Here is a 26,225-nt window from a genome sequence, read left to right as displayed (position 1 = left end):
TGCCATACAGGCTTAGTTGAGCGTTCGCCGGGAAAACCCATTAACCACGATATAGAGCAGCGGCCCTACCGACACAAACACTGCCGTCAGTAAAAAATACGGCAGCACTGAGGCCATCGACCGCCCTCGCCCACGCGCATCCCGGTACATCCACACACACGCCAGCACCGCCATCAGATACAGGTCAATCACCACCTGCGCCGTATCGGGCCGGGACATCAGTTCCCATCCAAATGCCAGCAGTGACTGCTCTGCCGTGAGCATGGTCGCCACCGTATAGAGGGTAAACCCGAGCAAGGCAGCCAGGGCGATATAAGGTCTGTGCATGGTCTCTTCCTTGAAGTGCAACGTTAATCAACGCGGCCACCTTAGCGATAAAGGGCGGCCACTCGCAATGTTGCTGACGCCTTGCTTGGTGATGTCGTTCCCGCCGCCTACACGAAGTATGCCGCGCTGGTTTTGTGAAATATCTGTACGTAGACTGCCGCCATACCCCCACTTGAAGGCGGCGAAAAAAACGTGATGCAAGTTACTGAAGTCTCCATTGCCCAATTGCGCGCTGCGCTTGAAGCCGGCCAGACCACGGCAGTTGAACTGGTGCAGGCGTACCTGGCGCGGATCGATGCCTACGATGGCCCGCAGACGGCCACTGCACTGAACGCCGTGGTGGTACGCAACCCCGATGCGCTCATAGAAGCCCAGGCGTCTGATGCACGCCGCGCCAAGGGGCAAACCCTGGGGCCGCTGGATGGCATTCCTTACACCGCCAAGGACAGTTACCTGGTCAAGGGGTTGACGGCTGCATCCGGCAGCCCGGCGTTTGCCAAGCTGGTGGCCCAGCGCGATGCCTTCACCATTGAGCGTCTGCGTGCCGGTGGCGCTATCTGCCTGGGCAAGACCAACATGCCGCCGATGGCCAATGGCGGTATGCAGCGCGGCGTGTACGGTCGCGCCGAAAGCCCCTACAACGCCGACTACCTCACCGCGCCGTTTGCGTCGGGTTCCTCCAACGGCGCTGGTACCGCCACCGCCGCCAGCTTTGCCGCGTTCGGGCTAGCTGAAGAAACCTGGTCCAGCGGTCGCGGCCCGGCCTCCAATAATGGCTTGTGTGCCTACACGCCGTCCCGTGGCGTGATTTCGGTGCGCGGCAACTGGCCACTGACCCCGACCATGGACGTGGTGGTGCCTTATGCACGCACCATGGCCGACCTGCTGGAAGTGCTCGACGTCGTGGTGGCCGAAGACCCGGACACACGTGGTGACCTGTGGCGCCTGCAACCCTGGGTGCCGATCCCCAGCGTCACCTCGGTGCGCCCGGTGTCCTACGCGGCGCTGGCAGTCGACAGCGAAAACCTGGCCGGCAAGCGCTTTGGCGTGCCGCGCATGTACATCAACGCCGACCCGGATGCTGGCACCAGCGAAAAACCGGGTATCGGCGGCCCGACCGGACAAAAGATCCACACCCGCGCCACGGTGATCGAACTGTGGCAAGCCGCGCGCCAGGCATTGGAAGCGGCGGGTGCCGAAGTGATCGAAGTGGATTTCCCGCTGGTGTCCAACTGCGAAGGCGACCGCCCCGGCGCGCCGACGGTGTTTACCCGTGGCCTGGTCTCTAAAGAGTTCCTCCACGACGAGCTGTGGGAGCTGTCTGCATGGGCCTTCGATGATTTCCTGCGTGCCAACGGCGACCCGCACCTGAACCGCCTGGCCGATGTGGACGGGCCGAGCATCTTCCCCCACGACCCCGGCACCCTGCCCAACCGTGAAGACGACCTGGCCGCCGGCATGGACGAATACGTGCGCATGGCCCAACGCGGCATCACGCCATGGGACCAGATCAGCACCGTGCCCGATGGCCTGCGCGGCCTGGAGCAAACCCGGCGCCTGGACCTGGAAGACTGGATGGACACCCTCGGGCTGGACGCCGTGCTGTTCCCCACCGTGGCCGACGTAGGCCCGGCGGATGCCGATGTGAACGAAGCGTCTGCCGACATTGCCTGGAGCAACGGCGTGTGGGTGGCCAACGGCAACCTCGCCATCCGCCACCTGGGCGTGCCCACCGTCACCGTGCCGATGGGCGTGATGGCAGACATCGGCATGCCGGTGGGGCTGACCTTCGCCGGGCGTGCCTATGACGATTCGGCGCTGTTGCGCTTTGCCTCGGCGTTCGAAGCCACCGGCAGCAAACGGATGATCCCGCCGCGTACGCCACCGCTGGCGGCTATCTAGCTGGGCTCCTCACTCAAATGCGGGCTTGCTGTGGCGAGCAAGCTTGCTTGCGCTGGGGTGCGTAGCGCCCCCAAAAAGCCGGCTCCAGCTGCGCTGTCGAGCGGGAGCAAGCTCCCTCGCCACAGCAAGCCCGCTCCCACACTTTTTGTTCATATTTCAGTTCAAACACCGTGGTGCGAGGACCGAAGCACCTCGTTGCGACGCTGCCACTCCTCCACCACATCCCCCAAAGTTTTGGGTGCGCCGTTACGAATCCACGCCATGAATGGACGGTTGAACTTGAACGCCGGGCCACACTGCTCAAGCATAAAGCGGCGCACGTTCTGGGTGTTTTTATAGCTAGGGGTGACGGGTGTAGCGCGGGTGATGACGTCGCTGTGCCAGTCAAAATCCATGATGTACCTCGGCTGCGCGGATGTGATGAACACTCTAGCGCCTACTCACCTCAAGCTCCTGCAAAATTTCACTTTCCTTCCGCCTTGAGAATATTGCATGGTTGTACGACGACATACCTCGTCGTATTTCTTAACAACAATAAGGAAACACCCATGTCCAACTTCAAAGTGCTGATCGGATTTCTGTGCCTCTTCTCCGGCTACGTCGCCGCCGCGCCCGGCGCCGCCGAGAGGGATGTAGCCCAGGCAGTCGATCAATTGACCCAAGCCATGCTGCATCTGGACCTCAAGCAGCTTCATGCACTGACGTCCGACAAGCTGACCTACGGCCACTCCAGCGGCAAGGTGCAAAACAAGGCGCAATTCATTGCCGACCTGGAAACCCATACCAGCGCATTCAAAACCTTGGAGATGCAAAACCAGACCATCACCCTCAACGGCGATACCGCCCTGGTGCGCAACCACTTCCATGCCCTGGCGGTGAACAGCGGTGTGGACACACCAACCGATATCGACAACTTTCAGGTTTGGCAAAAACAGCACGGCCAATGGCTGCTGATTGGGCGCCAGGCTTACAAGTACTGAGCAAACCTCACCACGCCACCACCTTGCGCACCTTCACCAGCGCCTCACGCAATGCCGCCATGGGCACCGAACCCAGGGCCAGGCGCAGCGCGTGGGGCACCTGGGCCGAGACCGCGAACGGTTCGGCGGTTGAAACCGAGATGCCAGCGCGCTGCAAGGTCATGGCGACCTGATCGGCGCGGGCGTCTTCCGCCAACGGTAGCCACAGAAAGTAGGAGGACGGGTGACTGATGGTCTTCACGCCCCTCAGCACCTGTGCTGCCAACGCTTGACGAGCCTGGGCATCCGCACGCTTTTGCGCCTCCAGTTGCGCCACCGTGCCGTCCTCGAGCCAGCCCACCGCAATCGCGCTCATCACCCCCGGCACGTTCCAGGTGGTGGCCATGATCGTGCGCTCCAAGCCGCTCACCCAAGCCATAGGCGCAGCGATAAAGCCCACGCGTAAACCGGTGGCGACACTCTTGGACAGCCCGCCGATGTACACCGTGCGCTCCGGTGCGAGGGTCGCCAAGGGTGGCGGCGCTTCTTCGGCGAGAAACGCATAGGCGCCATCCTCGATGATCATCAGGTTGTGCTGCCGGGCGATTGCCACCAAGCGCTCGCGCAGCGCCAGGCTCATCACCCAGCCCAGCGGGTTATGCAGGGTCGGCATGCTGTACACCGCTCGCACCGGGCGCTGGCGACACAGGCTGTGCAGGTGGTCAAGATCAGGGCCGTTGGCCGTGACTGGGATGGCGACCAGTTCCAGGTGCAGGGTTTCGGCCAGCACCTTGAACCCCGAATAGGTCAGTGCATCCACCGCGACCACATCCCCAGGCTTGAGCAAGGTCATCATGCTCACCGCCAGGCCATGCTGGGCGCCGCTGACCACCAGCACCTGCTCGGCTTGCACCGTCAACCCTCGGTTCAACAAGTGCCGGGCCACGGCGGCGCGCTCGTGCACACGTCCGGCATGGGGCTGGTAACGCAGCAACGCCTCCAGGTCGCCAGACAGGGCGAGTTGGCGCAACGCCGTGCGCAGCAGCTCGGCCTGGCCCGGCAAAGACGGATAGTTGAAATTCAGGTCAAGCAAACCCGCCGCAACCGTCATCTGCCCACTGCCCTGCCCCGGTGGCAAGGCAATCTCACGTACGAAGGTGCCGCGCCCGGTTTCGCCACTGACCAGGCCCATGGCTTCCAGCTCGCTGTACACCCGGCTGGCGGTGACCAGTGCCAGGCCATGCTCGGCGGCCAATTGGCGATGGGTAGGCAACCGCGTGCCGGGCTGCAATTGGCCGCTGCGGATGGCCTCGGCGAAGGTATCGACCAGCGTCTTGTAGCGAGCACGGGGCATAGGGCTGTATCCATGACAATTTTTTGATTGTCTTAATCTTCAATCCTAGGATGCCCAGCACGCAACTGCCATTTTCGGACAGGTCCCCCATGGAACGCACTTCTCCTCTCGGCACTCTGGACAGCAGCACCCAGGGTTGGATCAACGGTTTTATCGGTGTGGTGATTTTCAGCGGCTCGCTGCCAGCCACGCGCCTGGCGGTCATGGAATTCGATCCGGTGTTCCTGACCATGATCCGCGCCACTCTCGCGGCGCTACTGGGGTTGTGCCTATTGGGGGTATTCAAGGAAAGACGCCCCACGCGCCAGCAATGGGCACCGCTGGTTATCGTCGCGCTTGGCGTGGTGATCGGCTTTCCACTGCTGACGGCCCTGGCCCTGCAGTACGTGACCTCGGCCCACTCCATCGTCTTTATCGGCCTGCTGCCACTGGCTACGGCGGTGTTCGGTGTGCTGCGCGGCGGTGAACGGCCGAGGCCGGTGTTCTGGTTGTTTTCGATCCTGGGCAGCCTGTTGGTGATGGGATATGCCGTTGCCCAAGGCTTGAGCGCCGCACCCGCGGGCGATGTGTTGATGCTGTTGGCCGTGCTGGCATGCGGCCTGGGGTATGCCGAAGGCGCCAAGCTGTCGCGCAGCCTGGGCGGCTGGCAGGTGATCTGCTGGGCGCTGGTGGTGTCGCTGCCGGTGGTGGCGCCCTTGAGCCTGTTGTTGGCGCCGTCTACCCTCAGCGGTATCAGCTTGCCGGCCTGGTTGAGCCTGGGCTACGTGGCGGTGTTCAGCATGTTGATCGGCTTTGTATTCTGGTACCGCGGCCTGGCCCAGGGCGGGATTGCCGCGGTCGGCCAGTTGCAGTTGCTGCAACCGTTCTTCGGCCTGGCGCTGGCAGCGGGTTTACTGCATGAACAGGTCAGCCTGGGCATGGTGCTGGTGACGGTGGCGGTGATCGGCTGCGTGGCCGGGGCGAAGAAGTTTGCTCGCTAACCCCTGGCCTGCTAAATAGAAGCGTCGCCCAAACAACAACAAGGACTCTGCATGCACAGCGCTTCTCTCCAGGACACCACGGCGCCGGAAGGCATCTGCTACGGCTGCGGCAGCAGCAACCCTCATGGCCTGCACATCAAGAGCCGCTGGGATGACGATGGCGTACACGTCATTGCCGAGCACCAACCCGAGGCCAAATACAGCGGCTGGCCAGACCTGGTCTACGGTGGCCTGATCGCCATGCTGGTGGACTGCCATTCCAACTGGACCGCCATGGCCTACCACTACCGCGCCGAACAGCGTGAACCCGGCAGCCTGCCGCGCATCGACTGCGTCACCGGCAACCTGGGGATCAAATTCATCAAGCCCACGCCCATGGGTGTGCCCCTGGTCCTGCGGGCGCGGGTCGAAGGCGAAATCGGTCGCAAAAGCCGGGTGGTCTGCGAAGTGTATGCAGGCAGCGTGCTCACCGCCGTCGGCGACTCGGTGTTCGTGCGCGTCGACACCGGGCAACTGGCCGCCGCCGCCCATGGCCGCGAGGTTTGATCCTGGTCTACAGTGACGGCAACCGCTAATCGAGGACTGCACCGATGACTCGTCTGACCGCGAAAGACTTTGCTCCCGAACTGCTGGAACTCTACGACGGCTATGCCCACGGCAAGATCAACCGCCGCGAATTTCTCGACCGCGCCGCGCTGTTCACCCTCGGTGGCCTCACCGCTTCGGCATTGCTCGCGGCCCTGAGCCCCAATTACGCCCTGGCCGAGCAGGTGAAATTCACCGACCCGGATATCGTCGCCGACTACATCACCTACCCCTCGCCCAAAGGCAACGGCACCGTGCGCGGCTATCTGGTGCGCCCAGCCAAGGCGGCAGGCAAGCTGCCCGCCGTGGTGGTGGTGCATGAAAACCGGGGCCTGAACCCCTATATCGAAGACGTCGCCCGACGCCTGGCCAAGGCCGGCTTTATCGCCTTGGCCCCGGACGGCCTGACCTCGGTGGGCGGCTACCCTGGCAATGATGAAAAAGGCGTGGCCCTGCAGCAGACCGTCGACCCGACCAAACTGATGAACGACTTCTTCGCCGCCATCGAGTGGCTGATGCAGCACGACAGCAGCACGGGCAAAGTCGGCATCACCGGGTTCTGTTATGGCGGTGGCGTGACCAATGCAGCGGCGGTGGCCTACCCGGAACTGGGCGCGGCAGTGTCGTTCTACGGGCGCCAACCCGACGCCAAGGACGTGCCGCGCATCAAGGCGCCGGTCATGTTGCATTTCGGTGAGCTGGATACGCGCATCAATGAAGGCTGGCCGGCGTATGAACAGGCATTGAAGGCCGCGGGGACGAGGTATGAGGCGTTTATCTACAAGGGCGCCAATCACGGTTTCCATAATGATTCGACACCGCGCTATGACGAAGCAGCGGCGAACCTTGCCTGGGAACGCACCCTGGGATGGTTCCGCCAATACCTGATGTAGGAGCGAGCTTGCTCGCGAAAAACGACAACGATAACGCGGGCGTCCTGGATAGACGCGGCGCCTGGGAGTTTTTCGCGAGCAAGCTCGCTCCTACATAAATGAGGGCCTGCCTCCCCAAATGTTATCCAACACTTGCCTGCAACCACCCTTTGAACGCCAACATCGCGGGTGTCTCAGCCCGCGACTGCAAGCGCGTCAACCAATAGCTGCCGGTGGTGATCCCCACCTCGAACGGCTGGCGGATCACATCGTTCTCCAATTGCCGTGAAAACATCAGAGCTGGCGCCAGTGCAACGCCAGTCCCTTGCAGCGCGGCCTCCATCATCGCCAGCGAAGAGTCGAACACCACGCTGCGCGGCATCCGTGTATCGCTGGGCAAACCGGCGGCCTGGAACCACAGGTTCCACTCATCGGCACGGTAGGAACGCAGCAAGGTGTGCTTCAGCACGTCAGCCGGGCTGTGCAGTTGTTCGGCAATCTGCGGCACGCACAACACCGTCAGCGGTGCCTCAAGCAAGGGGCAGGCGTCGGTGCCGTGCCACGCGCCGGCGCCAAAGCGGATGGCATAATCCAGGCCCTCGGCGGCGACATCCACGCGATTGTTGTGGGTGGACAAGCGCAAGTCGATCAACGGGTAGCGGCTGTGAAAATCCGCCAGGCGTGGCAACAACCAGCCCACCGCAAAGGTACCGACCGCCCCCACCGTCAGGACTTCACGGTAATGCCCGCCTTCAAACTGATCCAAGGTCAGGGCAATTCGGTCGAAGGCGTCACGCAGCACGGGCAGCAGGGATTCGCCTTCGCTGGTGAGCATCAAACCCCGTGGCAGGCGCCTGAACAGCGTGACGTTGAGTTGCGCTTCGAGACTTTTGACCTGATGACTGACCGCCGCCTGGGTCACGCACAGCTCAATGGCCGCACGGGTAAAGCTCAAATGGCGCGCCGACGCTTCGAAAGCGCGCAACGCATTGAGCGGCAGGTGGGAACGCAACATGGCTTGACCCAAATTTTTCTAATGGCAGGTGCGAGATATCATCGTTTGCCGGCGCCCGGAAATCCACCTACATTTGCCACGCCTGCGCAGGTTCCGATCGTCATTGCCTTATTTACATGGAAGCGAACCATGAAACACACCCTGAAAAAATATGCGGTTTCAGCCTTGTTGCTCGGCGCCGGCAGCTGCATGGCCGCCACCGACATGCGCCAGGTCGTGGACAGCCACGTCACCCCTCTGATGAAACAGCAAGGCATCCCGGGCCTGACGGTCGCGGTCGTCCAACAGGGCAAGGTGCAATACTTTAACTACGGCGTCGCCGCCAAAGACACCCAGGCACCCGTCACCGAAAACACCCTGTTCGAAATCGGCTCAGTGAGCAAAACCTTCAACGCCACCCTCGGCGGGTATGCCCAGGCCATCGGCAAGCTCAAGCTGTCGGACATGACCAGCCAACATCTGCCCGTCCTGGCTGGCAGCGCGTTCGATCGCATCAGCCTGCTGCAACTGGCCACTTATACCGCCGGCGGCCTGACGCTGCAGTTTCCGGATGCCGCCGACAGTGCAACCACCATGATGGATTACTTCCAGCATTGGAAACCCACTTATGCGCCGGGGGAACAACGCCTTTACTCCAACCCCAGCATTGGCCTGTTCGGTTACGTGACCGCAAAAAGCCTGGGCCAGCCTTTCACCGTCGCCATGGAAAAAACCCTGCTGCCCAAGCTGGGCTTGACCAATACCTATACCCGCGTCCCCGCCGACAAGGCTGGCCAGTACGCCCAGGGCTATGACAGCCAGCAGAAACCGGTACGCGTCAACCCTGGCGCCCTGGACTTCGAAGCCTATGGCCTCAAGAGCAGCAGCCAGGACCTGGCCCGCTACGTGATCGCGAACATGCACCCGCAAACCCTGGAACAACCGGTGCAACAGGCCATTGCCACCACTCACGCCGGCTACTACACCGTCAACGGCATGACCCAGGGGCTGGGCTGGGAACGCTACCCCTACCCCATCGGCCTGCAAGCGTTACTGGACGGCAACTCCACACCGATGGCGATGGAGCCGCACAAGGTCACCTGGCTGACACCCGCCCAGGCCGAGCCGGCCAACGTGCTGTACAACAAAACCGGGTCCACTGGCGGCTTTGGTGCTTACGTGGCGTACGTGCCAAGCAAGGACATGGGGGTGGTGATTCTGGCGAACCGGAACTATCCGAATGCCGAACGGGTGAAAGTAGCGCACGCGATCTTGAGTGCGATGGACCAATAAGGCCGCCATCGCAGGCAAGCCAGCTCCCACATTTGGATCGCGGCGCGTCAGTTAGATCAGCGTCCGCCGTTGGGTAGTCACGGGAGCAAGCGCCCTCGCCACAGGGCCTGCGTCGTCCCTGAGTTATGTAGATACCTATGCCCCGATGAGGGAGTGTCTGACTCATCGCCATCGGGGCAAGCCGCCTCCCACCCTACATTCCGAGCCACTGCGGCAGCGCCAGGGAAATGAACGGCAAGTACGTCACCATGATCAGGAACACCAGCAAAATCATCAGCCACGGCATCGCCGCGCGAATAGTCTGCCCCAATGTCAGCCCGGTCACCGCCGAAGTCACGAACAGGTTCAGCCCCACCGGCGGGTGCACCAGGCCGATTTCCATGTTCACCACCATCACAATCCCCAGGTGAATCGGGTCAATGCCCAGCTTCATCGCAATCGGAAAAAAGATCGGCGCCAGGATCAGCACAATGGCCGAAGGCTCCATAAAGCTGCCGGCAATCAGCAGCACCACGTTGACCATGATCAAAAAGCCAATCGGCGTCAGCCCTTCCGAGATTACCCACGCGGTGATTTGCTGGGGGATCTGTTCGGTGGTCAGCACGTGGGCAAACAGCATGGCGTTGGCGATGATGAACATCAGCATGATCGACAAGCGCCCCGACTCCAGCAGCACCTTGGGGCAGTCGCGCAGCTTCATGTCCTTGTAGACGAACAGCGCGACGAATGCTGAATACACGGCCGCCACTGCCGCCGCTTCGGTCGGGGTGAACATGCCGCTGTAAATGCCGCCGAGGATGATCACCAGTAGCAACAGGCCCCAGAACGCTCGGCGTGCACAGCTCAGCCATTCACGGAATGTCGCCCGGGGTTGCGCCGGCAGCTTCTTGATGCGGGCGACGATGTAGATCGCGACCATCAACATCAGGCCCAGCAGCAAGCCCGGAATCACCCCGGCCATGAACAACTTGCCCACCGAGGTTTCGGTCGCCGCCGAATACACCACCATCACAATCGACGGCGGGATCAGAATGCCCAAGGTCCCGGCATTGCAGATGATGCCCGCACCAAATTCCTTCGGATAACCGGAGCGCACCATGCCCGCCACGGCAATCGAACCCACTGCTGCCACCGTGGCCGGTGACGACCCGGACAGCGCTGCAAACAGCATGCACGCCAGCACCGCCGCAATCGCCAGGCCACCGCGGATATGCCCGACACAGGCATTGGCAAAGTCGATCAGCCGCTGGGCCACGCCGCCGGTGGTCATGAAGGCACCGGACAACAGGAAAAACGGAATCGCCAGGAAGGTGTAGGCATCGCTGGTTTCAAACAGCTTGATCGCCAGGGAACTCACCGAGTCCTGGCTGAACATCAGGATCGACACCGCACCGGACAGCCCCAGGGCAATCGCAATCGGCACGCCCAGGAACATGAACACGAACAACAGCAAAAACAGACAGAGCACGGCCATCAGTGACGCTCCTCATGGCTGCCGGCCAACTTGCTGGCCTCACCGGCCTCGTCGGCCAACCCCAACCCGACCTGGCGGTGGGTAAAGATGCGGTAGAAAATTTCCAGGTAGCGGATCAATACCAACGCAAAGCCAATGGGCACGATCACCACGATGTCGCCGACATCGATGCCGAACTGGTCGAGGTCTTCGGCGCCGATATGCGCGGTCATCACCGCACTTACCCACTTGTAGCTGGCCACCATGAACAGCCCGGCATAGGCCAGGCAGCACAGGCAGGCGAGCATGCCGAGCAGACGCTGCACCGGGCGCCGGGTCAGCCGCACCAGCGCGTCCACACCCAGGTGGCCAGCAGTGCGCACGCCGTAGGAAATGCCGAAGAAAATCAACCAGCCGAACATGGCCTTGGTCAGCGCCACACTCCAGGTCATCTCTTGGGCCCACGTCATGCTGCCGTCGCCCAGGGCATTGAAGAAGGGGCTGCTCCAGGCCCATTTGTCGGCCAGGGTAAAGAACAGGGTGTAGACGTTGTTGAGCATGACGTAGACGAACGTCACCAGGGTCATGGCGGCCAGCAGGAAAGCGATAAAGCCTTCCTCCAGGTGCTCCCAGACGCGTCTTAGCGTTTGCATGGCAAAACCTCGCGAGGCAGAGATAGGTAAAAAGCCAGGTCAACCTGCTAGATCGTTCCCACGCTCCGCGTGGTAATGCCGCCCCGGACGTTCCACGTCCTGTATCACGCCGTGCGTAAGGCGACGCAGAGCGTCACGGGATGCATTACCACGCGGAGCGTGGGAACGATCAGTCGCGGGCAAGCCCGCTCCCACAGGGGATTACTGATTGGACTGGTCCGCCGCCTTGATCAGGCCGGCCCCAATCTCGCCTTCGAACTTCTGCCACACCGGGCGCATGGCTTCGCGCCACAGCGCACGTTGCTCGGGGGTCAGTTCGATGATTTCGCTGGTCTTGGCGTCGATGATCTTCTGCTTGGCCGACTGGTTCAGCGCTTCGGCCTGCTTGTTCACCTCCACGGTGACCTCGGCCATGATCTGCTCCAGGGTGCTGCGCACATCCGGCGCCAGGCCGTTCCAGAATGTCGCGTTAGTGATCACCATGTAGTCGATCAGGCCGTGGTTGGACTCGGTGAAGTACTTCTGCACTTCGTTGACCTTCTGGCTTTCATAGTTCGACCAAGTGTTCTCGGTGCCATTCACGGTACCGGTCTGCAGGCCCTGGTAAACCTCGGCAAAGCTCATCTTGCGCGGGTTGGCGCGGATCGCCTTGAACTGTTCTTCGAGCACACTGGAAGCCTGCACGCGGAACTTCAGGCCACGGGCGTCCTTGGGTTCATGCAGGGCCTTGTTGGCAGAGAGTTGTTTGAGGCCGTTGTGCCAATAGGCCAGGCCGAGGATGTTTTTATCCTGCATCGAGGTCAGCAGTTGCTTGCCCTGGGCCGCCTGGAAACGGTCGACGGCGGCCAGGTCGCTGAACAGGAACGGCAAGTCGTAGATCTGCACTTGCTTGGTGTAGTGCTCGAATTTGGCCAGGGACGGGGCCAGCATCTGCACATCACCCAGCAGCAATGCTTCCATTTCCTTGCCATCGCCAAACAGCGACGAGTTCGGGTACACCTCGACCTTGACCTTGCCGGGCAGGCGCTCTTCAGCAAGCTTTTTGAAAAGCAGCGCGCCTTGGCCTTTAGGGGTGTTTTCAGCAACCACGTGGGCGAACTTGATCACAATCGGGTCTGCCGCCTGGGCCAGGCCAGCGGTAAACAAGGTGGCGGCGCACAGCAGCGCCCGGGAAAGCTTGAGCATGGGAATCACCTTCTTATTGTTGTGTTTAAGGCAAGGTGCCTGATGTTAAGCGTGTCGTGAATTTCGAATTTTAGATACCTGCGTTCGGCTTGGCCGAATGCGTCCAGTGTGGGAGCTGGCTTGCCTGCGATAGCGGTGTGTCAGGCAACACAGACATTGACTGTTCTGCCGCTATCGCAGGCAAGCCAGCTCCCACATTTGGCTCCAGGTTCCGTCAGTCAGAGCTGGCAGTGAGCAGCCGTTGCGCGCGCAGCAACACCGGCGCATCCACCATCTGCCCATCAATCTGATAAGCCCCTGCCCCATGGGCGCCCGCCTCCACCACTCGCCTGGCCCAGGCCAGCTCTTGGGCGCTCGGCGCTAGCGCGGCATGGATCACCGCCACTTGCTTGGGATGAATGCACAACGCCCCGGCAAAACCCATCTCATAGGCGTGCCGGATCGAACGGTGCAGGCCTTCTGGGTCGTCGATGGCCGGGTGCACGCCGTCCAGCGGCGCCGCCAGGCCCGCGGCGCGCGAATGCACGATCAACGCCAGGCGCGCCTGGTCGAGGGCCAATTCGGCGGCACGGGAGTGACTGCTCAGGTTCAGGTCCAGCGCCAGGTCCAAGCCACCGAACGACAGGCGCTCCACCTGGGGCGCCTGGGCAATCTGCGCCAGTGCCAGCAAACCGCGTGCGCTTTCGATAATCGGCCAGATAGCCTTGCCGGTCGCGGCCACCACAGCCACCTGGGCCGCGCTTTCGACCTTGGGCAGCAATACCCCGGCGACATTTGCATGGGCCTTGCAGAACGCCACGTCCTCAAAATGCTCGGCATGTTGCGGCGCGTTGATGCGCACCCACACCCGGGCTTCAGCATGGGCGCGCAGGAATGCATCCAGATTATCCCGGGCCTGACGTTTGAGCGGCTCTTCCACCGCGTCTTCAAAATCCACAATCACTGCGTCGGCGCCGCTGGCCAGGGCCTTGGCAAACCGCTCCGGGCGGCTGCCCGGCACAAACAGCGCAGAACGTACTAATGGCTTTGGCATCACGTGATTCCTGATTAGATAACGCCGCGCTCGCGCAGACTGTTAATGGCCTCAATGGAGTAACCCAACTGGTCGAGGATGCCTTGGCTGTGTTGCCCCAGCGCTGGAACGCCGTCCATGCGCGGGGTAAACGCGGCGTTACGGGCCGGTGGCAGCAGCGAGGGCAACGGCCCCGCCGGGCTGTCGACGTCACGCCAGCTGTCGCGGGCCTTGAGTTGCGGGTGGTCCCACACGCCTTGCATGTCGTTGACCCGGGCACTGGCAATTTGCGCATGCTCCAGGCGCTGGATCACCGCCTCGACGTCCAGTTGGGCAAAGCGCTCCACAATGATCTGGCGCAGCACCTCGCGGTTGGCCGAGCGCTTGAAATTGGCGCTGAAGCGCTCGTCCGTCGCCAATGCCGGGGTGAGCAGCACTTTGTCGCAGAACGCCGCCCATTCGCGCTCGTTCTGCAAGCCGAGCATCACCGTGCCGCCGCCCCCGGTGGGAAACGGCCCGTAGGGGTAAATCGTCGAATGCGCGGCACCCGCACGCGGTGGCGGCGGCGCGCCGTCGAAGGCGTAATACATCGGGTAGCCCATCCACTCCACCAGGCTTTCGAGCATGCTCACATCGATGCGACTGCCCTGGCCGGTTTTGCCGCGCAGCAGCAGCGCCGACAGAATGCCGCTGTAGGCGTACATCCCGGCGGAGATATCCGCGATGGAGCAACCGGCCTTGGCCATCTGCTCTTCACCTGGGCCACCGGTCACCGAGAGAAAGCCGCCCTCGCTCTGGATCAGCAGGTCGTAGGCTTTCTTTTTCTCGTAGGGCCCGCCTTCGCCGTAGCCGGAAATATCGCAGACGATCAGGCGTGGAAAGCGCACGTGCAGCGCCTCGAACGATAAGCCCATGCGCGCTGCCGCGCCGGGGGCAAGGTTCTGCACCAACACATCGGCATCGGCCAAAAGCGCATCCAGAATAGCGCCCGCCTCGTCCTGCTTGAGGTCCAGGGTCAGGCTTTCCTTGGAGCGGTTGGTCCAGACGAAATGCGACGCCAGGCCACGCACCCGCTCGTCATAGCCACGGGCGAAGTCGCCGGTGCCGGGGCGCTCTACCTTGATGACCCGGGCACCGAGGTCGGCCAGCTGGCGCGTGCAAAATGGCGCGGCAATCGCGTGTTCCAGGCTGACGACGGTGATGCCGTCCAGCGGTCGTTGTTCAGTCATGACAAATCCCTCAAAGCCAATGGGCCATGGACGCGGTAGTTCGCAGGTTCCACACCTGCTCGATCAGGCGGTTGGCCTGGGCCGGGGTGCGGGCGCCGCTGAAGTCGGCCAGGCGCTGGAACTTGTCCGCCAGCTCGGCACGGCTCAGGGTGTTGCCCGGGTCGCCCTTGGGTTCATAAATGGCACCGTGCAGCGTGCGGCCATCGGTGGTGGTGACGGTAACGCGGCCCAGCCAGCGTTGCGGGTAGGCGTTGTCGACTTCGGGGTCCAGGCTCATGCAGACCTTGTCGCGAAACGCCGCGACCGCAGGATCGGTCAACGCCAGCTCATGGAATTCAGGCAAACCGGCTTTGCCATGCACAGCGATCAGCCCAAGCACCGTGCCCATGGAAAATTTGGCCTGGTGCACGGTGGCCGGCACCGTCACTCGGCCGAGTACGTCAATGGCGCCTTGGTGCACGTGGGTTTGCACCTGGGAAATCTGCGCAGCGCTCAGGCCTTCACGCTGCATCACGTCCAGCAGCGCATCGGCAGCAGGATGGGTGTGGCGACAGGAGGCGTGGAATTTGAACGAGGTTTCCACCAGCGCCCAACGGCTGCCCAGCTCGGCAGACAATTTGCCCGGTTGGGCATCACTGGACATACCGGCCGCCAAACCTTGCTCACCTTCAAGGATATTGCGCGCGCCGGTCAGCCCATCGGCCGTAAGGTAAGCCGCCAGCAAGCCGTCCGCCGCCGCCTTGGCCGTGTGCAGTTGCTTGGAGTCGGCGGCATCGCGCAGAAACTCCCACAGCCCGGCAGCCTGGGTGCCGGCGCTGCCGAGCAGGTTGATGAATTGTTCTTCGTTGAAATCGAGCAACTTGCCCACCGCGACCGCCGCCGCCAGGGTGCCGACCGTGGCCGTGGTGTGGAAGATGCGGTAGTGCGAGCGGCCCATGAACTCACCGATGCGAATCCCCGCCTCGTAGCCGGCCACCGAGGCCAGCAACAGTTCACGGCCAGACTTGCCGAGGTCCTGGGCAGCCGCCAACGCGGCGGGAAACACCACGGTGGCCGGGTGCAGCACGGAACTGTTGTGCAGGTCATCCTGCTCCACCAGGTGTGAGGAGGCGGCGTTGACCAGTGCGGCGAAATACGCGCTGGTGCCGGTGCCGTTGACGATCACCTGGGCCGGGCCGCTGCTCGGGCCCATCTTCTGCGCGTAGCGTTCAAACAAGGGGATCGGGTGCGCGCCTTGGCTGGCCAAGGCTGATGCGAGCCAATCCAGGTACAGCTCTTCGGTGCGCGCCAGCACGGGCTCGGGCAATTGTGAGTACGTCAGCTCGGCCAGGAACCGGCACAGGGCTTGGGTATGATGCATGCTCAAGGCCCTCAGAAGCTGCGTGGCAATTCGAGCAAATGCTCGGCCACGTAGGACAGGATCAGGTTGGTGGAGATCGGCGCCACCTGGTACAGGCGGGTCTCGCGGAATTTGCGCTCCACGTCGTACTCGCAGGCAAAGCCGAAGCCACCGTGGGTTTGCAGGCAGGCGTTGGCCGCTTCCCAGGACGCCTTGGCCGCCAGGTACTTGGCCATGTTGGCACTGGCCCCGGCGTTTTTGCCGCTGTCGTATTCCTCGCAGGCACGCCAGCGCATCAGGTCGGCCGCTTCGATCTCGATATGCGCCTCGGCAATCGGGAACTGCACGCCCTGGTTTTGCCCGATGGGCCGGCCAAACACCACACGGTCGCGGGCATAGGCGCTGGCCTTTTCGATGAACCAGCGGCCGTCACCGATGCACTCGGCGGCAATCAGCGTGCGCTCGGCATTCAGGCCATCGAGGATGTATTTGAAGCCCTTGCCCTCCTCGCCAATCAGGCTGTCCAGGGGCAGCTCCAGGTTGTCGAAGAACAGCTCGTTGGTCTCGTGGTTGACCATATTGGCGATGGGCTGCACGGTCAGGCCGTTGCCGATGGCGTGGCGCAGGTCTACCAGGAAGATTGACATGCCTTCGGATTTTTTCTTTACGTCGGCCAAGGGCGTGGTGCGTGCCAGCAGGATCATCAGGTCGGAATGCTGTACCCGAGAGATCCAGACTTTCTGGCCGTTGATCACGTACTTGTCGCCGCGCTTGATCGCCGTGGTCTTGATCTTGGTGGTGTCGGTGCCGGTAGTGGGTTCGGTGACGGCCATCGACTGCAGGCGCAATTCACCGCTGGCCAGCTTGGGCAAGTAGAAGCGTTTTTGCGCTTCGCTGCCGTGACGCAGCAGGGTGAACATGTTGTACATCTGGCCGTGTACGGTGCCCGAGTTGCCGCCGCAGCGGTTGACTTCCTCAAGGATCACCGAGGCTTCGGCCAGGCCCAGGCCGGAACCGCCGTATTCCTCGGGGATCATGGCCGACAGCCAACCGGCGTCGGTCAGGGCCTTGACGAAGGCTTCGGGGAAGCCTTTTTCTTCATCGATCTTGCGCCAGTAAGCGGCATCGAACTCGGCGCACAAGGCGCGCACGCCTTCGCGGATGGCCTTGAGTTCTTCGTTGTCATGGGCATTCATTAACGGCTCTCCGCCTGTTGTTATCGGGTTATTCGAAATGCACTTGGGCGGTCTGTGCCAGGCCTTCAGTGTTGCCAGCCCAGAGTTCTGCGACGCCGGTTGCGGTGATGCGCCCGCCGACCTCAAAAGGCTGTGGCGCAATCAGTGGGCGCACGCCGCGATAGGCAAAGCGGCGCAGGGTCGCCTCAGGGTGCGCCCGGCAGAACGCACGCAGGTTCAAAGTGGCGATCAGCGGGCCATGCACCACCAGGCCGGCATAGCCTTCGGTGCCGGTGACATAGGGGTAGTCGTAGTGGATGCGGTGGCCGTTGAACGTGACGGCGCTGTAGCGGAACAACAGGGTCGGCGTCGGCTCGACGGCCTCTGTCCATTCGCCCCGGGCCAGCGCGTCGCCGCTGCCAGGCTTGGGTGGCGTGGGTTCGCGGTAGACGATGTCCTGTTCCTCGCGGATGGCCAGCCGCCCTTCCTGGGAGTAGTCATGGCGCACAGTGACAAATAGCAGTGAGCCGGTGCGCCCGGTCTTTTCTTCGACCTGGGTGATGGTCGACACGCGCGTAGCCGCCTCGCCAGCCCGCAGTGGCTGCAGAAATTCAAGACGCCCACCGGCCCACATGCGATTGCGGTTATCGGCCGGTGGCAGGAACCCGCCGCGTGCCGGGTGGCCGTCGCCGCCCAACGCCACCTCCGGCAGCGGGTCCTGGAAAAAGCACCATTGCCACAACGCAGGCACAGCGTCGCCGTCGGCAGGCACCTCTTCACCTAACGTCGCGGCGATGCGCTTGAGCAGGTTATGGCTCAGGTGGTCGTGGGCGGTCTCACTTCGGCCGATCCAATCAGTGGCGCTCATCGGGTGCAGGTCCTCAGGCAGTGGGTGTCTGCCGTGGATCATGCAAGGGCCTGCCCGTTCTGAGAATTTGCATTTCAATAAACCAGCGTTCGGTTAAGCTGAACGCACCATTCCTATGCGTACCTCTCTGTGGCGAGGGAGCTTGCTCCCGTGGGGGCGCGAAGCGGCCCCAAAAAACAGGCCTGCTTCGCAGTCCAGCGGGAGCAAGCTCCCTCGCCACGGGTGATCACAAGCCTGGAGTTTTGCATGCACTTCGATCTCGCCGACCTGCGCCTGTTTATCCATATCGCCGAATCCCCCAGCCTCACCCAGGGTGCCAAGCGCGCCTTCCTGTCGCCGGCTGCCGCCAGTGCGCGGATCAAGGCCCTGGAAGGTCAGCTCGACACGCGCCTGTTGTACCGCGACAGCCGAGGCGTGGAGATCACCCCGGCAGGCGAGCGCCTGTTACACCATGCGCGGTTGATCATGCGCCAGGTGGATTACCTCAAAAGCGAGTTCACCCAATACGGCGTGGATTCGGCCGGGCATATCCGTATCTTCGCCAACACCACGGCGGTCACCGAGTTTTTGCCGGAGGTCTTGGCAGGCTTTCTGTCACAGCGCCCGGGCGTCACCGTCGACCTGCAGGAGCGCCTGTCGCGGGACATCGTGCGTGGGGTGCTCGATGGCACCAGTGACATGGGCATCATCGCCGGCCCCGTGGAAGCCTCCGGCCTGCAAGTGTTGCATTTCAGCACCGACGAACTGGTGCTGATGGTACCCGTCGGGCATCCGTTGGCCGACCAGCCTTCGGTGACCCTTGAGCAGACCCTGGCGTATCAGCATATCGGCCTGCATGAAGGCAGCACGCTGTTGAGTTTCCTGCGCGAACACGTCGAGCGTCTGGGCAAGCAATTGTCGCTGCGTATCCAGGTCTCGAGCTTCGAGGCGATCTGCCGGATGGTCGAGGCCGGCGTGGGCATTGGCATCATTCCAGAGTCCGCCGCCCTGCGTCACAGCCGCACCATGCAGCTGGTGACGGTAAAACTGGACGAGCCCTGGGCGATTCGCGAGCGCAGCATCCTGGTACGCGAGCTGGAAGCGCTGCCGGGGACCATACGCGCCCTGATCGCCACGTTGATGCCTGCCCCCCTGGGCAAATCCTGATGTTTTTATAAGCGGCCGTTAACAGTCTTTGACAGTTTCCCGACAAAGCACTCAAAGATTCTCAGTACCCGCCGCCCTAGCATTCCAGCATCCAAATCATCATTCGGGTGCTCTTGATGTTTCGCAGACTGCGCGGTATTCCGCTATTGGGTTGCCTGTTGGGCAGTATCGGTTGCCACTCGCAACCGCCTGCCCCGCCGCCGATTCAAAAAGGTGATTACGGCGCAATCATCCGCTACCTGCAAACCCGCATTCCCCAGGAGATGGCGCGGGACAATGTGGCGGGATTGTCGATTGCCCTGGTCAATGGCCAGGAGCTGATCTGGGCCCGCGGCTTTGGCCTGGCTGACAAAGACCTGGGGGTGCCGGTCACGCCCAATACCGCGTTTCGCGCAGGTGGCATCTCCAAGCTGCTGAGCGCCACGGCAGCGCTGCAACTGGTGGAGCAGCAACACCTGGCGCTGGATGCGCCGATCCAGCAGACCCTGCGTGAGTTCTACGTACGCTCCCGCTTTCACAGCGACCAGGCCGAGGCGGATCGAGCGATCACCTTGCGGCGCTTGCTCAGCCATCAATCCGGCTTGCCCAGCGAGCACCTGCGCGACCTGCGCAGCACCTATGCCATGGGGCAGATGCCGATGCGTGTGTCGGGTGTGTGGCTGAGCAGCCTGCCGGGTTCCCAGGTGGCGTATTCCAACCTTGGCTATGCCTTGGTGGGCGCCGCCATTGAGCGCAGCAGCGGCAAAAGCTTCGAAGCCCAGTTACAAAGCAGCCTGCTCACACCCTTGAGAATGAACCAGTCCAGTTTCCTGGGCACCGGTGCGCAAATGAGCTATCGCGCCCACGGCTACGAGGATGGCAAGGCCAGCACCGACCCACAGGTGCGTGACCTCGCCGCCGGCGGCCTGTGGACCAGCCCCAAAGACCTCAGCCGCTACGTACGCATGCTGTTTGCCAAGGGCACCTACAAGGGCAGCCAGATCCTCGGTAGCACGTATATCGACGCCATGTTTACCCAGCAAAACACCGGCAATGCCTTGGATTTCGACTGCCAGATGGGCTTGGGCTGGTTCTTGGCGCCCTGTGGTGACGAGCCCATCGGCCCCGGTGTGCGCACCTACCAGCACAGCGGTGGCGGCGACGACTTCGTGGCCCAGTTGACCCTGCTGCCGGATCAGCAACTGGCCGTGGTCATCATGGCCAACGACAGCAACGCCGAAGACATGGTGGTGTCGCTGACCACCGACAGCCTGCGCCTGATGCTCCAGGCTCAGACCGGCAAGCCCGTATGCGCCGATGACTGCCAGGCCCCCAGCCACGGCCTCAAGCTGCGCCATGTACCGGCGGCGGTGGATCGCAAGCGTCTGGCAGGCTTCTACGCCACCGCCTGGGGCGTGTTCCGCATCAGGGATGAGCATGCGCGCTTGAGCGGTGAACTGGCCGGCTACGATTTCCAGCTATTGCGTGATGAGCAAGGCTGGCTGCGGGCGCAGAAAAAGATACTGGGTTTCTGGCGCAAGGACCTCGGCGAGTTGGGCCGCGTGCAGTTGGATGTGCTCACAGTACAAGGCCGCCAAATGCTCACCGCCCGCAGCCACGGCCAACGCATTGCCATCGGCGAGCGCATCGAGCCGCCGCCCTTGTCCGCCGCGTGGGCCAACACGGTCGGCACCTACCAGGTGCTCAGCAGCCATGAACCCGACGCGCCATTGAGTGGCATCAGCGTGCGCCAGGAGGACGGTTTCCTGGTGATTCGCGGCCAATTGCACGGCGAGCCGCTGACCGACTACATCCTGCTGCCCATCGACAACGCCCATGCGGTGCTGGCCGGCAACGGCTACGGCCTGGGCGATACCGTCAGCCGCCAGGTCAACGGCCTGAGTGCTTCGGGCTACTCGTTCAAACGCACCCATTCACCCCACACACCCTTGAACCTCTAACCAGGAAAACACCCTGATGCACTCAAAAAACCTGTGCCTGTCATTGACCTCACTGTGCCTGCTCGCCGCCGCCGATACGGCGCTTGCCGAAGACTGGCAATACAGCCTCAAGGCCGGCATGGCCAATGCCCCCCGCTACAGTGGCAGCGACGAACGTATGACGGCGCCTGTGCTCGGTGGCAAAATCATCAGCCCCTGGGGCGTCTTCCTCGACACTGATACGGGCTTGGGCTGGGGTTACGAAGGTAATGCCCTGAGCTTCAGCGCATACGTTGGCGCAAGCGATTCGCGCAAGGATAAAAATGAAAGCATGCATGCCGGCTCCAAACGCCTCAAAGGCATGGGCGAGATCAAGTCACGTCCGCAATTGGGGGTGAGTGCCGCCTACAACCTCGGCGGTGTGATCATCGGCGCCACCCTGGAACATGCGCTTGAAGAAGATAAACACAAGGAAACCGGCAAGGCTTTTACCCACCTGGAGTTGAGCCTGGGTACCCATCTCTATGAAGGCCGCTACGGCTCCGTCGATGCCGCCATCAACAGCCACTTCGGTGACCGCAACTACCTGCAAACCTGGTACGGCGTGACTGCCGACCAGGCCACCCGCAGCCGCTTCAAGGAATACAAGGCAAGGGCCGGCAATATCAGCAATGGCATCAACCTCTCATGGAGCGTGCCGATCAACGAACACACGCAGTTCTCGACCTTGCTGGATGTGCAATACCTGGCGGATGAAGCAGGCAAGAGCCCGATTGTGGAGCAGCGGCTGCAAGCGTCGGTGTTGGGGGAGCTGCAGTACACCTTCTGAACTACCTTGCCCTCTGTAGGAGCGAGCTTGCTCGCGAAAAACTCGCAGGCGCGGCGTTTATCCAGAAAACACGCGTTATCGTTGAGGTTTTTCGCGAGCAAGCTCGCTCCACGATGGCATTGGGGCAAGCCCCCTTACTCTGCATAGGCCCACGTCATTCGAAACGACGCCCCGCCCCACTCCGAATCCTGCACTTCCACCTGCCCGCCATGCCACTGGCTGACACGCTTGACCAGCGCCAGGCCCAGACCAAATCCGCCTGTGCGGCGGTCGCGGCTGGCGTCAAGGCGCAGGAAGGGTTCGAAAATCTTGGTGCGACCCTCCAGCGGTACCCCCGGCCCATCGTCGTTGACCCGCACTTCGTAACCGCTGCCAAACTTGACCAGCGACACTTCCACGCGACGATCGGCATAACGAATCGCGTTGCGCAGCAGGTTGATCACGGCCCGCGCCATAAAGCGTGGTTCGATCTGGATAACGTCCACCTCGCAGGTGCGCAACGACAACTGCACCCCTTCCGCTTCGGCCTCCAGGGCCACGCTGCCGATCACACTGTCGAGCCAACTGTGGGCCTCGATATGCTCGCGGGTGACCTGGGTAGCACCTGGCTCAAGGCTGGCATAGGTCAACAGCTCGGAGACCATTTCTTCCAGCTCACCGAGGTCGGCGTACATGTCGTTGATCAACGCTCGGCTTTGCCGTGGGTCGCTCTGCTGCCTGAGCTGGTCCAGCTCGAATGACAGCCGCGCAATCGGCGTACGCAATTCGTGGGAGACCGCGTTGGTGAGTTCGCGCTGGTTGGCGATCAAACCTTCGATGCGCTCGGCCATCTGGTTGAAGTGCCCGGCCAGTGAACGCACGGTGGAGCGAGTCGGCAGCAAGATGCGCGAGCCCAGGTCATTGTCACCGAAACGTTGCGCTGCCAGGCGGATGTGCTCCAGGTCGCGCCAGTGTGGACGCACCCAAAAATACAGGACGATGGCCAGGCTCACGCCCAGGAAAGCGTAGGCCCAGAGGTACAACCACTTGGGTTCCTCCGGCAATCTGATTTCGAGCAGTTGCGGGCCGTCGTCGATAGGCGCAAGAAATTTCATGAAGTCTTCGCGCACCACCACCTGGCCAGCCGCCAGGAGTTTCTGTTCCCGTTCGCTCAAATCCTGGGTGTCGCGCTGCACCAGTTCGAGCCGCAAGCCGTAATGCGGCTGCAGTTCGTCCAGGCGTGCCTGGCGCGCCTCTGCCTGCACGGGGCGCAACTGTTCCACCAGGGCCCAGGCCGGGCCGCGCAGGGCTTCACGGTTATAGGTTTCGTTGGACTCGGGCATGTAAGCGTCCAGGCCGAAGTTGACCAACCAGATCGACCCGGCCAGGCCGAGCGCGAGAATCAAATAGAGGCGCAGGTACAAGCGCAGCATCTACACCTCCCACGCGAACGGATTGAACAGGTAGCCCTTGCCCCAGATGGTCTTGATGCACACCGGCTCGCGGGGGTTGTCATTGAGCTTGCCGCGCAGTTTGCTGATGTACACGTCTACGCTGCGGTTCAGCCCGTCAAAGGCAATGCCGCGCATGCGGTTGAGGATGTCGTCGCGAGAGAGAATCTTGCCCGCGCTGCTGGCCAGCAACCACAGCAACTCGAATTCCATGGTGGTGAGGTCAATGGTCTCGCCGCCCAGGCGGACCACCCGGCAACTGCGATCAATCGACAAGCGGCCAAATTCCAGGGCACCGCGCACGGTGGGCTCGGGTACCTGGCGGCGCTGCAGCGCACGCAGGCGCGCCAACAACACCGGCGGTTTGATCGGCTTGATCACGTAGTCGTCAGCACCGGATTCAAGGCCAAGGATATGGTCCAGGTCATCTTCCTTGGCGGTAAGGATCACGATGGGCGTGTCCGACACGTTGCGAATCTCGCGGCAGACATGCAGCCCGCTCTGACCCGGCAGCATCAGATCGAGCACGACGATCTTCGGCTTGAAATCCAGGAACGCCGCCAGCGCTTCATCGCCCCGGTACACCACCCGTACCTCGAAACCATGCTGCGACAGAAAATGCGAGACCAGCCCTGCCAGCTTTTCATCGTCCTCAACGAGCAGGACCTTGCCCAGACCCAGGTTTTCCATAAGTTCTCAGTGTGAATGCGCGGATTGAAATGGGGCCATTATAGGTGGCAAGCTGGCCGACAGAGGTGGCTGACCAGTCCCCAGCGAAGAAGCTTCATGCTTTTAAGAGTTTTTAACAAATAGCCTGCAGTTTTTAACGCCATTGACAGGGAGTTCCATGCGCAAGGATTACCTGGCGTTCTTCATTTCGCTGTTCCTTTCACGGCTGGCCGACCAGGTTCTGCTGTTTATCGTGCCACTGATCGTGTTCCAGACCACGCAAAGCGTGTCGTGGGCGGGGTTGGCATTTTTTGTCGAGTCACTGCCGCGCTACCTGGCGTTTCCGGTGTGCGGCGCGTTGTGCGACAGGTTTTCACCGGTGCGTATCCTGCATATAAGCCAGGTGTATCGGGCCCTGGCCTGCGTGGTGGCGATGGCGCTGTATGGGCTGTTCGACGGTATCCATTGGCTGGTGATGCTGTCCGCGTCGTGCGGCGTGTTGACCACCCAGGGCATCATGGCGCGGGAAGTGGTGATGCCGCATATCTTCGGGCAGTACACCTACGCCAAGACCTTGTCCTATTCGCAGATCGCCGACCAGGGCGGACTGGTGCTCGGGCCATTGGTGGCGGCGCTGGTGCTGGAAGTCTGGGCGTGGCCATGGGTAGTGCTGGGCGTCGCCGCGCTGTTTGTGCTGGCAGACCTGGCGATGCTGATCTGGCAGCGCAACACCACGGTGGACCTGCACATCCATGAACAACAGCCGGGTAACTGGCTGCAACCCCTGCGCACCGCTTTTGGCCACATCCTCAACCGGGTGGAGTTGAAACGCATCATCGTCCTGGCGGTCGGTGTGAACCTGATGGTCGGCGTGACGCTGGCTACCTCGGCTGCCATGGTCACCGGCCACTACGCAGCGGGCAAAGACGCCTATGCCCTGCTGCAAGCCGCCGGGGCGCTGGTGACCATCGCGATTCTGTTCTACCTGGCGCATTCATCACTGAAGCTGAAGGTACTGGGCGGGTTGTCGTACTCGATGATCACCGTGGGCGCGCTGATCACCGCGCTCAGCCCCGGCGTGTGGGCCTACGCGGTGGGTTTCCTGCTGCTGACCGGCTTCGACAAGATGTTCAACGTGTACCTGCGCAGCACCCGCCAACGGGTGATTCCGGTGCAGGACTTCGGCAAGACCGTTGGCGTGATGACCTTGCTCAACAACCTGGCCCAGCCCTTGGCGGGCTTGATGATTGCCGTGTTGGCAGCGCCTTTGGGCACGCCAACGGTGATCCTGCTGCTGACCGGGATCACCGCCTCGATCGGTGTGGCCGTGGCCTCAGGCTGGCACGCCACTGTGAAAGCGGAACTCGACGTCGGGTGATTCGATCAGGTCCTGCTCGGTGGCCCGTACCCGCTCGATCACCTGGGCGATATCCTTGGCGTCGCCGTACTGGTATGCCAGCTTCAAGTAGCCCTGGAAGTGCCGCGCCTCGCTTTTGAGCAAGCCGAAATAGAACTTGCCGAGTTCTTCGTCCAAATGCGGCACCAGCGCTTCGAAGCGCTCGCAACTGCGCGCTTCGATAAAGGCGCCCACCACCAGGGTATCCACCAGCTTGACCGGCTCATGGCTGCGCACCACCTTGCGCAAACCCGAGGCGTAACGGCCGGCGTGCAGTTGACGCAGTTCGACCTTGCGCTTTTTCATCAGGCGCATGACCTGCTCGTGGTGCACCAACTCTTCGCGGGCCAGGCGCGACATCATGTTGATCAGGTCAACGTGGCCGTAGTACTTGGCCATCAGGCTCAAGGCGGTGCTGGCGGCTTTGAATTCGCAGTTCTTGTGGTCGATCAGCAGGGTTTCCTGATCGGCCAACGCGGCCTGGACCCAGGCATCGGGGGTGCGGCAGCCGAGGAATTCATGGATTTCGGGCAGGTTCATCGGGCTCACGGGCAAAGGATCACAAAAGGGCGCCGATTATACCGACCCCGCCGCAGACCACCAGCCACCGGCCTTGATGTGTATCAACATGACGGCTGCGTAGCAGCAACTATAGT

At 62.2% G+C, this 26,225-nt stretch carries 25 protein-coding genes; 10 read left to right on the top strand and 15 right to left on the bottom strand.

Going from position 1 to position 26,225, the window contains the following annotated elements:
* Positions 1–12: 12 nt before the first annotated feature.
* Positions 13–327, bottom strand: coding sequence for a DUF2834 domain-containing protein (locus tag FXO12_RS03610; RefSeq protein WP_057975761.1), 315 nt, complete (start codon positions 325–327; stop codon positions 13–15).
* Positions 328–519: 192 nt separating this feature from the next.
* Here FXO12_RS03610 and FXO12_RS03605 point away from each other — a divergent pair, with 192 nt between their 5' ends.
* Positions 520–2,229, top strand: a complete 1,710-nt coding sequence (locus FXO12_RS03605; protein WP_057975760.1) for an amidase — start codon at positions 520–522, stop codon at positions 2,227–2,229.
* A gap of 161 nt (positions 2,230–2,390) precedes the next feature.
* On the opposite strand, the gene FXO12_RS03600 is transcribed toward FXO12_RS03605, so the two are convergent.
* Positions 2,391–2,624, bottom strand: a complete 234-nt coding sequence (locus tag FXO12_RS03600; protein WP_003190852.1) for a DUF6434 domain-containing protein — start codon at positions 2,622–2,624, stop codon at positions 2,391–2,393.
* Positions 2,625–2,777: 153 nt separating this feature from the next.
* On the opposite strand from FXO12_RS03600, the gene FXO12_RS03595 reads away from it, so the two are divergent.
* The gene (locus FXO12_RS03595) at positions 2,778–3,209 is read left to right on the top strand and encodes a nuclear transport factor 2 family protein (RefSeq protein WP_034125989.1); all 432 of its coding nucleotides are present in this window, start codon (positions 2,778–2,780) and stop codon (positions 3,207–3,209) included.
* Between the two features lie 7 nt (positions 3,210–3,216).
* Here the strand turns inward: FXO12_RS03595 and FXO12_RS03590 are convergent, their stop codons facing one another.
* On the bottom strand, positions 3,217–4,542 hold the full coding sequence (locus FXO12_RS03590; protein ID WP_057975759.1) for a PLP-dependent aminotransferase family protein: 1,326 nt from the start codon (positions 4,540–4,542) through the stop codon (positions 3,217–3,219).
* An 89-nt stretch (positions 4,543–4,631) separates the two neighbouring features.
* On the opposite strand from FXO12_RS03590, the gene FXO12_RS03585 reads away from it, so the two are divergent.
* The 3 genes from FXO12_RS03585 to yghX are packed head-to-tail and all read left to right on the top strand — an operon-like array spanning position 4,632 to position 7,000.
* Positions 4,632–5,522: a DMT family transporter gene (locus tag FXO12_RS03585; protein WP_054921353.1), complete on the top strand. Its 891-nt coding sequence runs from the start codon at positions 4,632–4,634 to the stop codon at positions 5,520–5,522.
* A gap of 51 nt (positions 5,523–5,573) precedes the next feature.
* The gene (locus FXO12_RS03580; RefSeq protein WP_054897340.1) at positions 5,574–6,068 is read left to right on the top strand and encodes a PaaI family thioesterase; all 495 of its coding nucleotides are present in this window, start codon (positions 5,574–5,576) and stop codon (positions 6,066–6,068) included.
* A 44-nt stretch (positions 6,069–6,112) separates the two neighbouring features.
* Entirely contained in the window at positions 6,113–7,000 is an 888-nt protein-coding gene (gene yghX, locus FXO12_RS03575) for a YghX family hydrolase (RefSeq protein ID WP_034125993.1), read from the top strand.
* Between the two features lie 121 nt (positions 7,001–7,121).
* Here yghX and FXO12_RS03570 read toward each other — a convergent pair whose 3' ends face one another.
* Entirely contained in the window at positions 7,122–7,994 is an 873-nt protein-coding gene (locus FXO12_RS03570; protein ID WP_054897338.1) for a LysR family transcriptional regulator, read from the bottom strand.
* A gap of 129 nt (positions 7,995–8,123) precedes the next feature.
* Here FXO12_RS03570 and ampC point away from each other — a divergent pair, with 129 nt between their 5' ends.
* Entirely contained in the window at positions 8,124–9,266 is a 1,143-nt protein-coding gene (gene ampC / locus FXO12_RS03565; protein WP_057975758.1) for a class C beta-lactamase, read from the top strand.
* Positions 9,267–9,459: 193 nt separating this feature from the next.
* Here the strand turns inward: ampC and dctM are convergent, their stop codons facing one another.
* The 8 genes from dctM to FXO12_RS03525 form a co-directional block, all read right to left on the bottom strand.
* Positions 9,460–10,740: a C4-dicarboxylate TRAP transporter large permease protein DctM gene (gene dctM, locus FXO12_RS03560; RefSeq protein ID WP_014718351.1), complete on the bottom strand. Its 1,281-nt coding sequence runs from the start codon at positions 10,738–10,740 to the stop codon at positions 9,460–9,462.
* The gene (locus tag FXO12_RS03555; protein ID WP_034125996.1) at positions 10,740–11,372 is read right to left on the bottom strand and encodes a TRAP transporter small permease; all 633 of its coding nucleotides are present in this window, start codon (positions 11,370–11,372) and stop codon (positions 10,740–10,742) included. The genes dctM and FXO12_RS03555 overlap by 1 nt, the downstream gene beginning before the upstream one ends.
* A gap of 201 nt (positions 11,373–11,573) precedes the next feature.
* Complete coding sequence (locus FXO12_RS03550; protein ID WP_057975757.1) at positions 11,574–12,557, bottom strand: TRAP transporter substrate-binding protein; 984 nt, start codon at positions 12,555–12,557, stop codon at positions 11,574–11,576.
* A 214-nt stretch (positions 12,558–12,771) separates the two neighbouring features.
* The gene (locus FXO12_RS03545; protein ID WP_057975756.1) at positions 12,772–13,590 is read right to left on the bottom strand and encodes a CoA ester lyase; all 819 of its coding nucleotides are present in this window, start codon (positions 13,588–13,590) and stop codon (positions 12,772–12,774) included.
* A 14-nt stretch (positions 13,591–13,604) separates the two neighbouring features.
* Positions 13,605–14,798, bottom strand: a complete 1,194-nt coding sequence (locus FXO12_RS03540) for a CaiB/BaiF CoA-transferase family protein (RefSeq protein ID WP_057975755.1) — start codon at positions 14,796–14,798, stop codon at positions 13,605–13,607.
* A gap of 10 nt (positions 14,799–14,808) precedes the next feature.
* Positions 14,809–16,158 (bottom strand): MmgE/PrpD family protein, encoded by a 1,350-nt coding sequence (locus FXO12_RS03535; protein WP_160049522.1) that lies wholly within the window; start codon positions 16,156–16,158, stop codon positions 14,809–14,811.
* An 11-nt stretch (positions 16,159–16,169) separates the two neighbouring features.
* Complete coding sequence (locus FXO12_RS03530; protein ID WP_057975753.1) at positions 16,170–17,333, bottom strand: acyl-CoA dehydrogenase family protein; 1,164 nt, start codon at positions 17,331–17,333, stop codon at positions 16,170–16,172.
* 28 nt (positions 17,334–17,361) lie between these two features.
* The gene (locus FXO12_RS03525; RefSeq protein WP_054921342.1) at positions 17,362–18,180 is read right to left on the bottom strand and encodes a MaoC family dehydratase N-terminal domain-containing protein; all 819 of its coding nucleotides are present in this window, start codon (positions 18,178–18,180) and stop codon (positions 17,362–17,364) included.
* A 246-nt stretch (positions 18,181–18,426) separates the two neighbouring features.
* Here FXO12_RS03525 and FXO12_RS03520 point away from each other — a divergent pair, with 246 nt between their 5' ends.
* The 3 genes from FXO12_RS03520 to FXO12_RS03510 all read left to right on the top strand — a co-directional run bounded on the left by FXO12_RS03520 (position 18,427) and on the right by FXO12_RS03510 (position 22,074).
* The gene (locus FXO12_RS03520) at positions 18,427–19,326 is read left to right on the top strand and encodes a LysR family transcriptional regulator (RefSeq protein WP_034126002.1); all 900 of its coding nucleotides are present in this window, start codon (positions 18,427–18,429) and stop codon (positions 19,324–19,326) included.
* 116 nt (positions 19,327–19,442) lie between these two features.
* Positions 19,443–21,266, top strand: coding sequence for a serine hydrolase (locus FXO12_RS03515; RefSeq protein ID WP_160049521.1), 1,824 nt, complete (start codon positions 19,443–19,445; stop codon positions 21,264–21,266).
* A gap of 16 nt (positions 21,267–21,282) precedes the next feature.
* The gene (locus tag FXO12_RS03510; protein ID WP_057975750.1) at positions 21,283–22,074 is read left to right on the top strand and encodes a MipA/OmpV family protein; all 792 of its coding nucleotides are present in this window, start codon (positions 21,283–21,285) and stop codon (positions 22,072–22,074) included.
* A 134-nt stretch (positions 22,075–22,208) separates the two neighbouring features.
* On the opposite strand, the gene FXO12_RS03505 is transcribed toward FXO12_RS03510, so the two are convergent.
* Positions 22,209–23,486 carry an ATP-binding protein gene (locus FXO12_RS03505; protein ID WP_054897953.1) on the bottom strand — a complete coding sequence of 426 codons (1,278 nt, stop codon included), beginning with the start codon at positions 23,484–23,486 and terminating at the stop codon, positions 22,209–22,211.
* Positions 23,487–24,194 carry a response regulator gene (locus tag FXO12_RS03500; RefSeq protein ID WP_014718339.1) on the bottom strand — a complete coding sequence of 236 codons (708 nt, stop codon included), beginning with the start codon at positions 24,192–24,194 and terminating at the stop codon, positions 23,487–23,489.
* 157 nt (positions 24,195–24,351) lie between these two features.
* Between FXO12_RS03500 and FXO12_RS03495 the strand changes: the two genes are divergently transcribed.
* A complete protein-coding gene (locus FXO12_RS03495; RefSeq protein ID WP_057975749.1) occupies positions 24,352–25,551 on the top strand; it encodes an MFS transporter in 1,200 nt (399 codons plus the stop codon).
* On the opposite strand, the gene FXO12_RS03490 is transcribed toward FXO12_RS03495, so the two are convergent.
* Positions 25,507–26,109, bottom strand: coding sequence for a tRNA-(ms[2]io[6]A)-hydroxylase (locus FXO12_RS03490; RefSeq protein ID WP_032892116.1), 603 nt, complete (start codon positions 26,107–26,109; stop codon positions 25,507–25,509). The two genes, FXO12_RS03495 and FXO12_RS03490, sit on opposite strands and share 45 nt — an antisense overlap.
* Positions 26,110–26,225: the final 116 nt, after the last annotated feature.

It is taken from the genome of Pseudomonas sp. J380 (genome assembly GCF_009827115.1).
GTDB classification, from domain to species: Bacteria; Pseudomonadota; Gammaproteobacteria; order Pseudomonadales; family Pseudomonadaceae; genus Aquipseudomonas; species Aquipseudomonas paracarnis.
This window is presented reverse-complemented; position numbering and strand designations above follow the sequence as displayed.

What these genes read in the sequence shown, in the direction of transcription:
- FXO12_RS03535 (WP_160049522.1), bottom strand. Translation starts at nt 16,158, where the DNA reads ATGCATCATACCCAAGCCCTGTGCCGGTTCCTGGCCGAGCTGACGTAC.
- FXO12_RS03495 (WP_057975749.1), top strand. Translation starts at nt 24,352, where the DNA reads ATGCGCAAGGATTACCTGGCGTTCTTCATTTCGCTGTTCCTTTCACGG.
- FXO12_RS03520 (WP_034126002.1), top strand. Translation starts at nt 18,427, where the DNA reads ATGCACTTCGATCTCGCCGACCTGCGCCTGTTTATCCATATCGCCGAA.
- FXO12_RS03580 (WP_054897340.1), top strand. Translation starts at nt 5,574, where the DNA reads ATGCACAGCGCTTCTCTCCAGGACACCACGGCGCCGGAAGGCATCTGC.
- FXO12_RS03530 (WP_057975753.1), bottom strand. Translation starts at nt 17,333, where the DNA reads ATGAATGCCCATGACAACGAAGAACTCAAGGCCATCCGCGAAGGCGTG.
- FXO12_RS03600 (WP_003190852.1), bottom strand. Translation starts at nt 2,624, where the DNA reads ATGGATTTTGACTGGCACAGCGACGTCATCACCCGCGCTACACCCGTC.
- FXO12_RS03595 (WP_034125989.1), top strand. Translation starts at nt 2,778, where the DNA reads ATGTCCAACTTCAAAGTGCTGATCGGATTTCTGTGCCTCTTCTCCGGC.
- FXO12_RS03610 (WP_057975761.1), bottom strand. Translation starts at nt 327, where the DNA reads ATGCACAGACCTTATATCGCCCTGGCTGCCTTGCTCGGGTTTACCCTC.
- dctM (WP_014718351.1), bottom strand. Translation starts at nt 10,740, where the DNA reads ATGGCCGTGCTCTGTCTGTTTTTGCTGTTGTTCGTGTTCATGTTCCTG.
- FXO12_RS03510 (WP_057975750.1), top strand. Translation starts at nt 21,283, where the DNA reads ATGCACTCAAAAAACCTGTGCCTGTCATTGACCTCACTGTGCCTGCTC.
- FXO12_RS03550 (WP_057975757.1), bottom strand. Translation starts at nt 12,557, where the DNA reads ATGCTCAAGCTTTCCCGGGCGCTGCTGTGCGCCGCCACCTTGTTTACC.
- ampC (WP_057975758.1), top strand. Translation starts at nt 8,124, where the DNA reads ATGAAACACACCCTGAAAAAATATGCGGTTTCAGCCTTGTTGCTCGGC.
- FXO12_RS03555 (WP_034125996.1), bottom strand. Translation starts at nt 11,372, where the DNA reads ATGCAAACGCTAAGACGCGTCTGGGAGCACCTGGAGGAAGGCTTTATC.
- FXO12_RS03590 (WP_057975759.1), bottom strand. Translation starts at nt 4,542, where the DNA reads ATGCCCCGTGCTCGCTACAAGACGCTGGTCGATACCTTCGCCGAGGCC.
- FXO12_RS03540 (WP_057975755.1), bottom strand. Translation starts at nt 14,798, where the DNA reads ATGACTGAACAACGACCGCTGGACGGCATCACCGTCGTCAGCCTGGAA.
- FXO12_RS03570 (WP_054897338.1), bottom strand. Translation starts at nt 7,994, where the DNA reads ATGTTGCGTTCCCACCTGCCGCTCAATGCGTTGCGCGCTTTCGAAGCG.
- FXO12_RS03525 (WP_054921342.1), bottom strand. Translation starts at nt 18,180, where the DNA reads ATGAGCGCCACTGATTGGATCGGCCGAAGTGAGACCGCCCACGACCAC.
- FXO12_RS03545 (WP_057975756.1), bottom strand. Translation starts at nt 13,590, where the DNA reads ATGCCAAAGCCATTAGTACGTTCTGCGCTGTTTGTGCCGGGCAGCCGC.
- FXO12_RS03500 (WP_014718339.1), bottom strand. Translation starts at nt 24,194, where the DNA reads ATGGAAAACCTGGGTCTGGGCAAGGTCCTGCTCGTTGAGGACGATGAA.
- FXO12_RS03505 (WP_054897953.1), bottom strand. Translation starts at nt 23,486, where the DNA reads ATGCTGCGCTTGTACCTGCGCCTCTATTTGATTCTCGCGCTCGGCCTG.
- FXO12_RS03585 (WP_054921353.1), top strand. Translation starts at nt 4,632, where the DNA reads ATGGAACGCACTTCTCCTCTCGGCACTCTGGACAGCAGCACCCAGGGT.
- yghX (WP_034125993.1), top strand. Translation starts at nt 6,113, where the DNA reads ATGACTCGTCTGACCGCGAAAGACTTTGCTCCCGAACTGCTGGAACTC.
- FXO12_RS03490 (WP_032892116.1), bottom strand. Translation starts at nt 26,109, where the DNA reads ATGAACCTGCCCGAAATCCATGAATTCCTCGGCTGCCGCACCCCCGAT.
- FXO12_RS03515 (WP_160049521.1), top strand. Translation starts at nt 19,443, where the DNA reads ATGTTTCGCAGACTGCGCGGTATTCCGCTATTGGGTTGCCTGTTGGGC.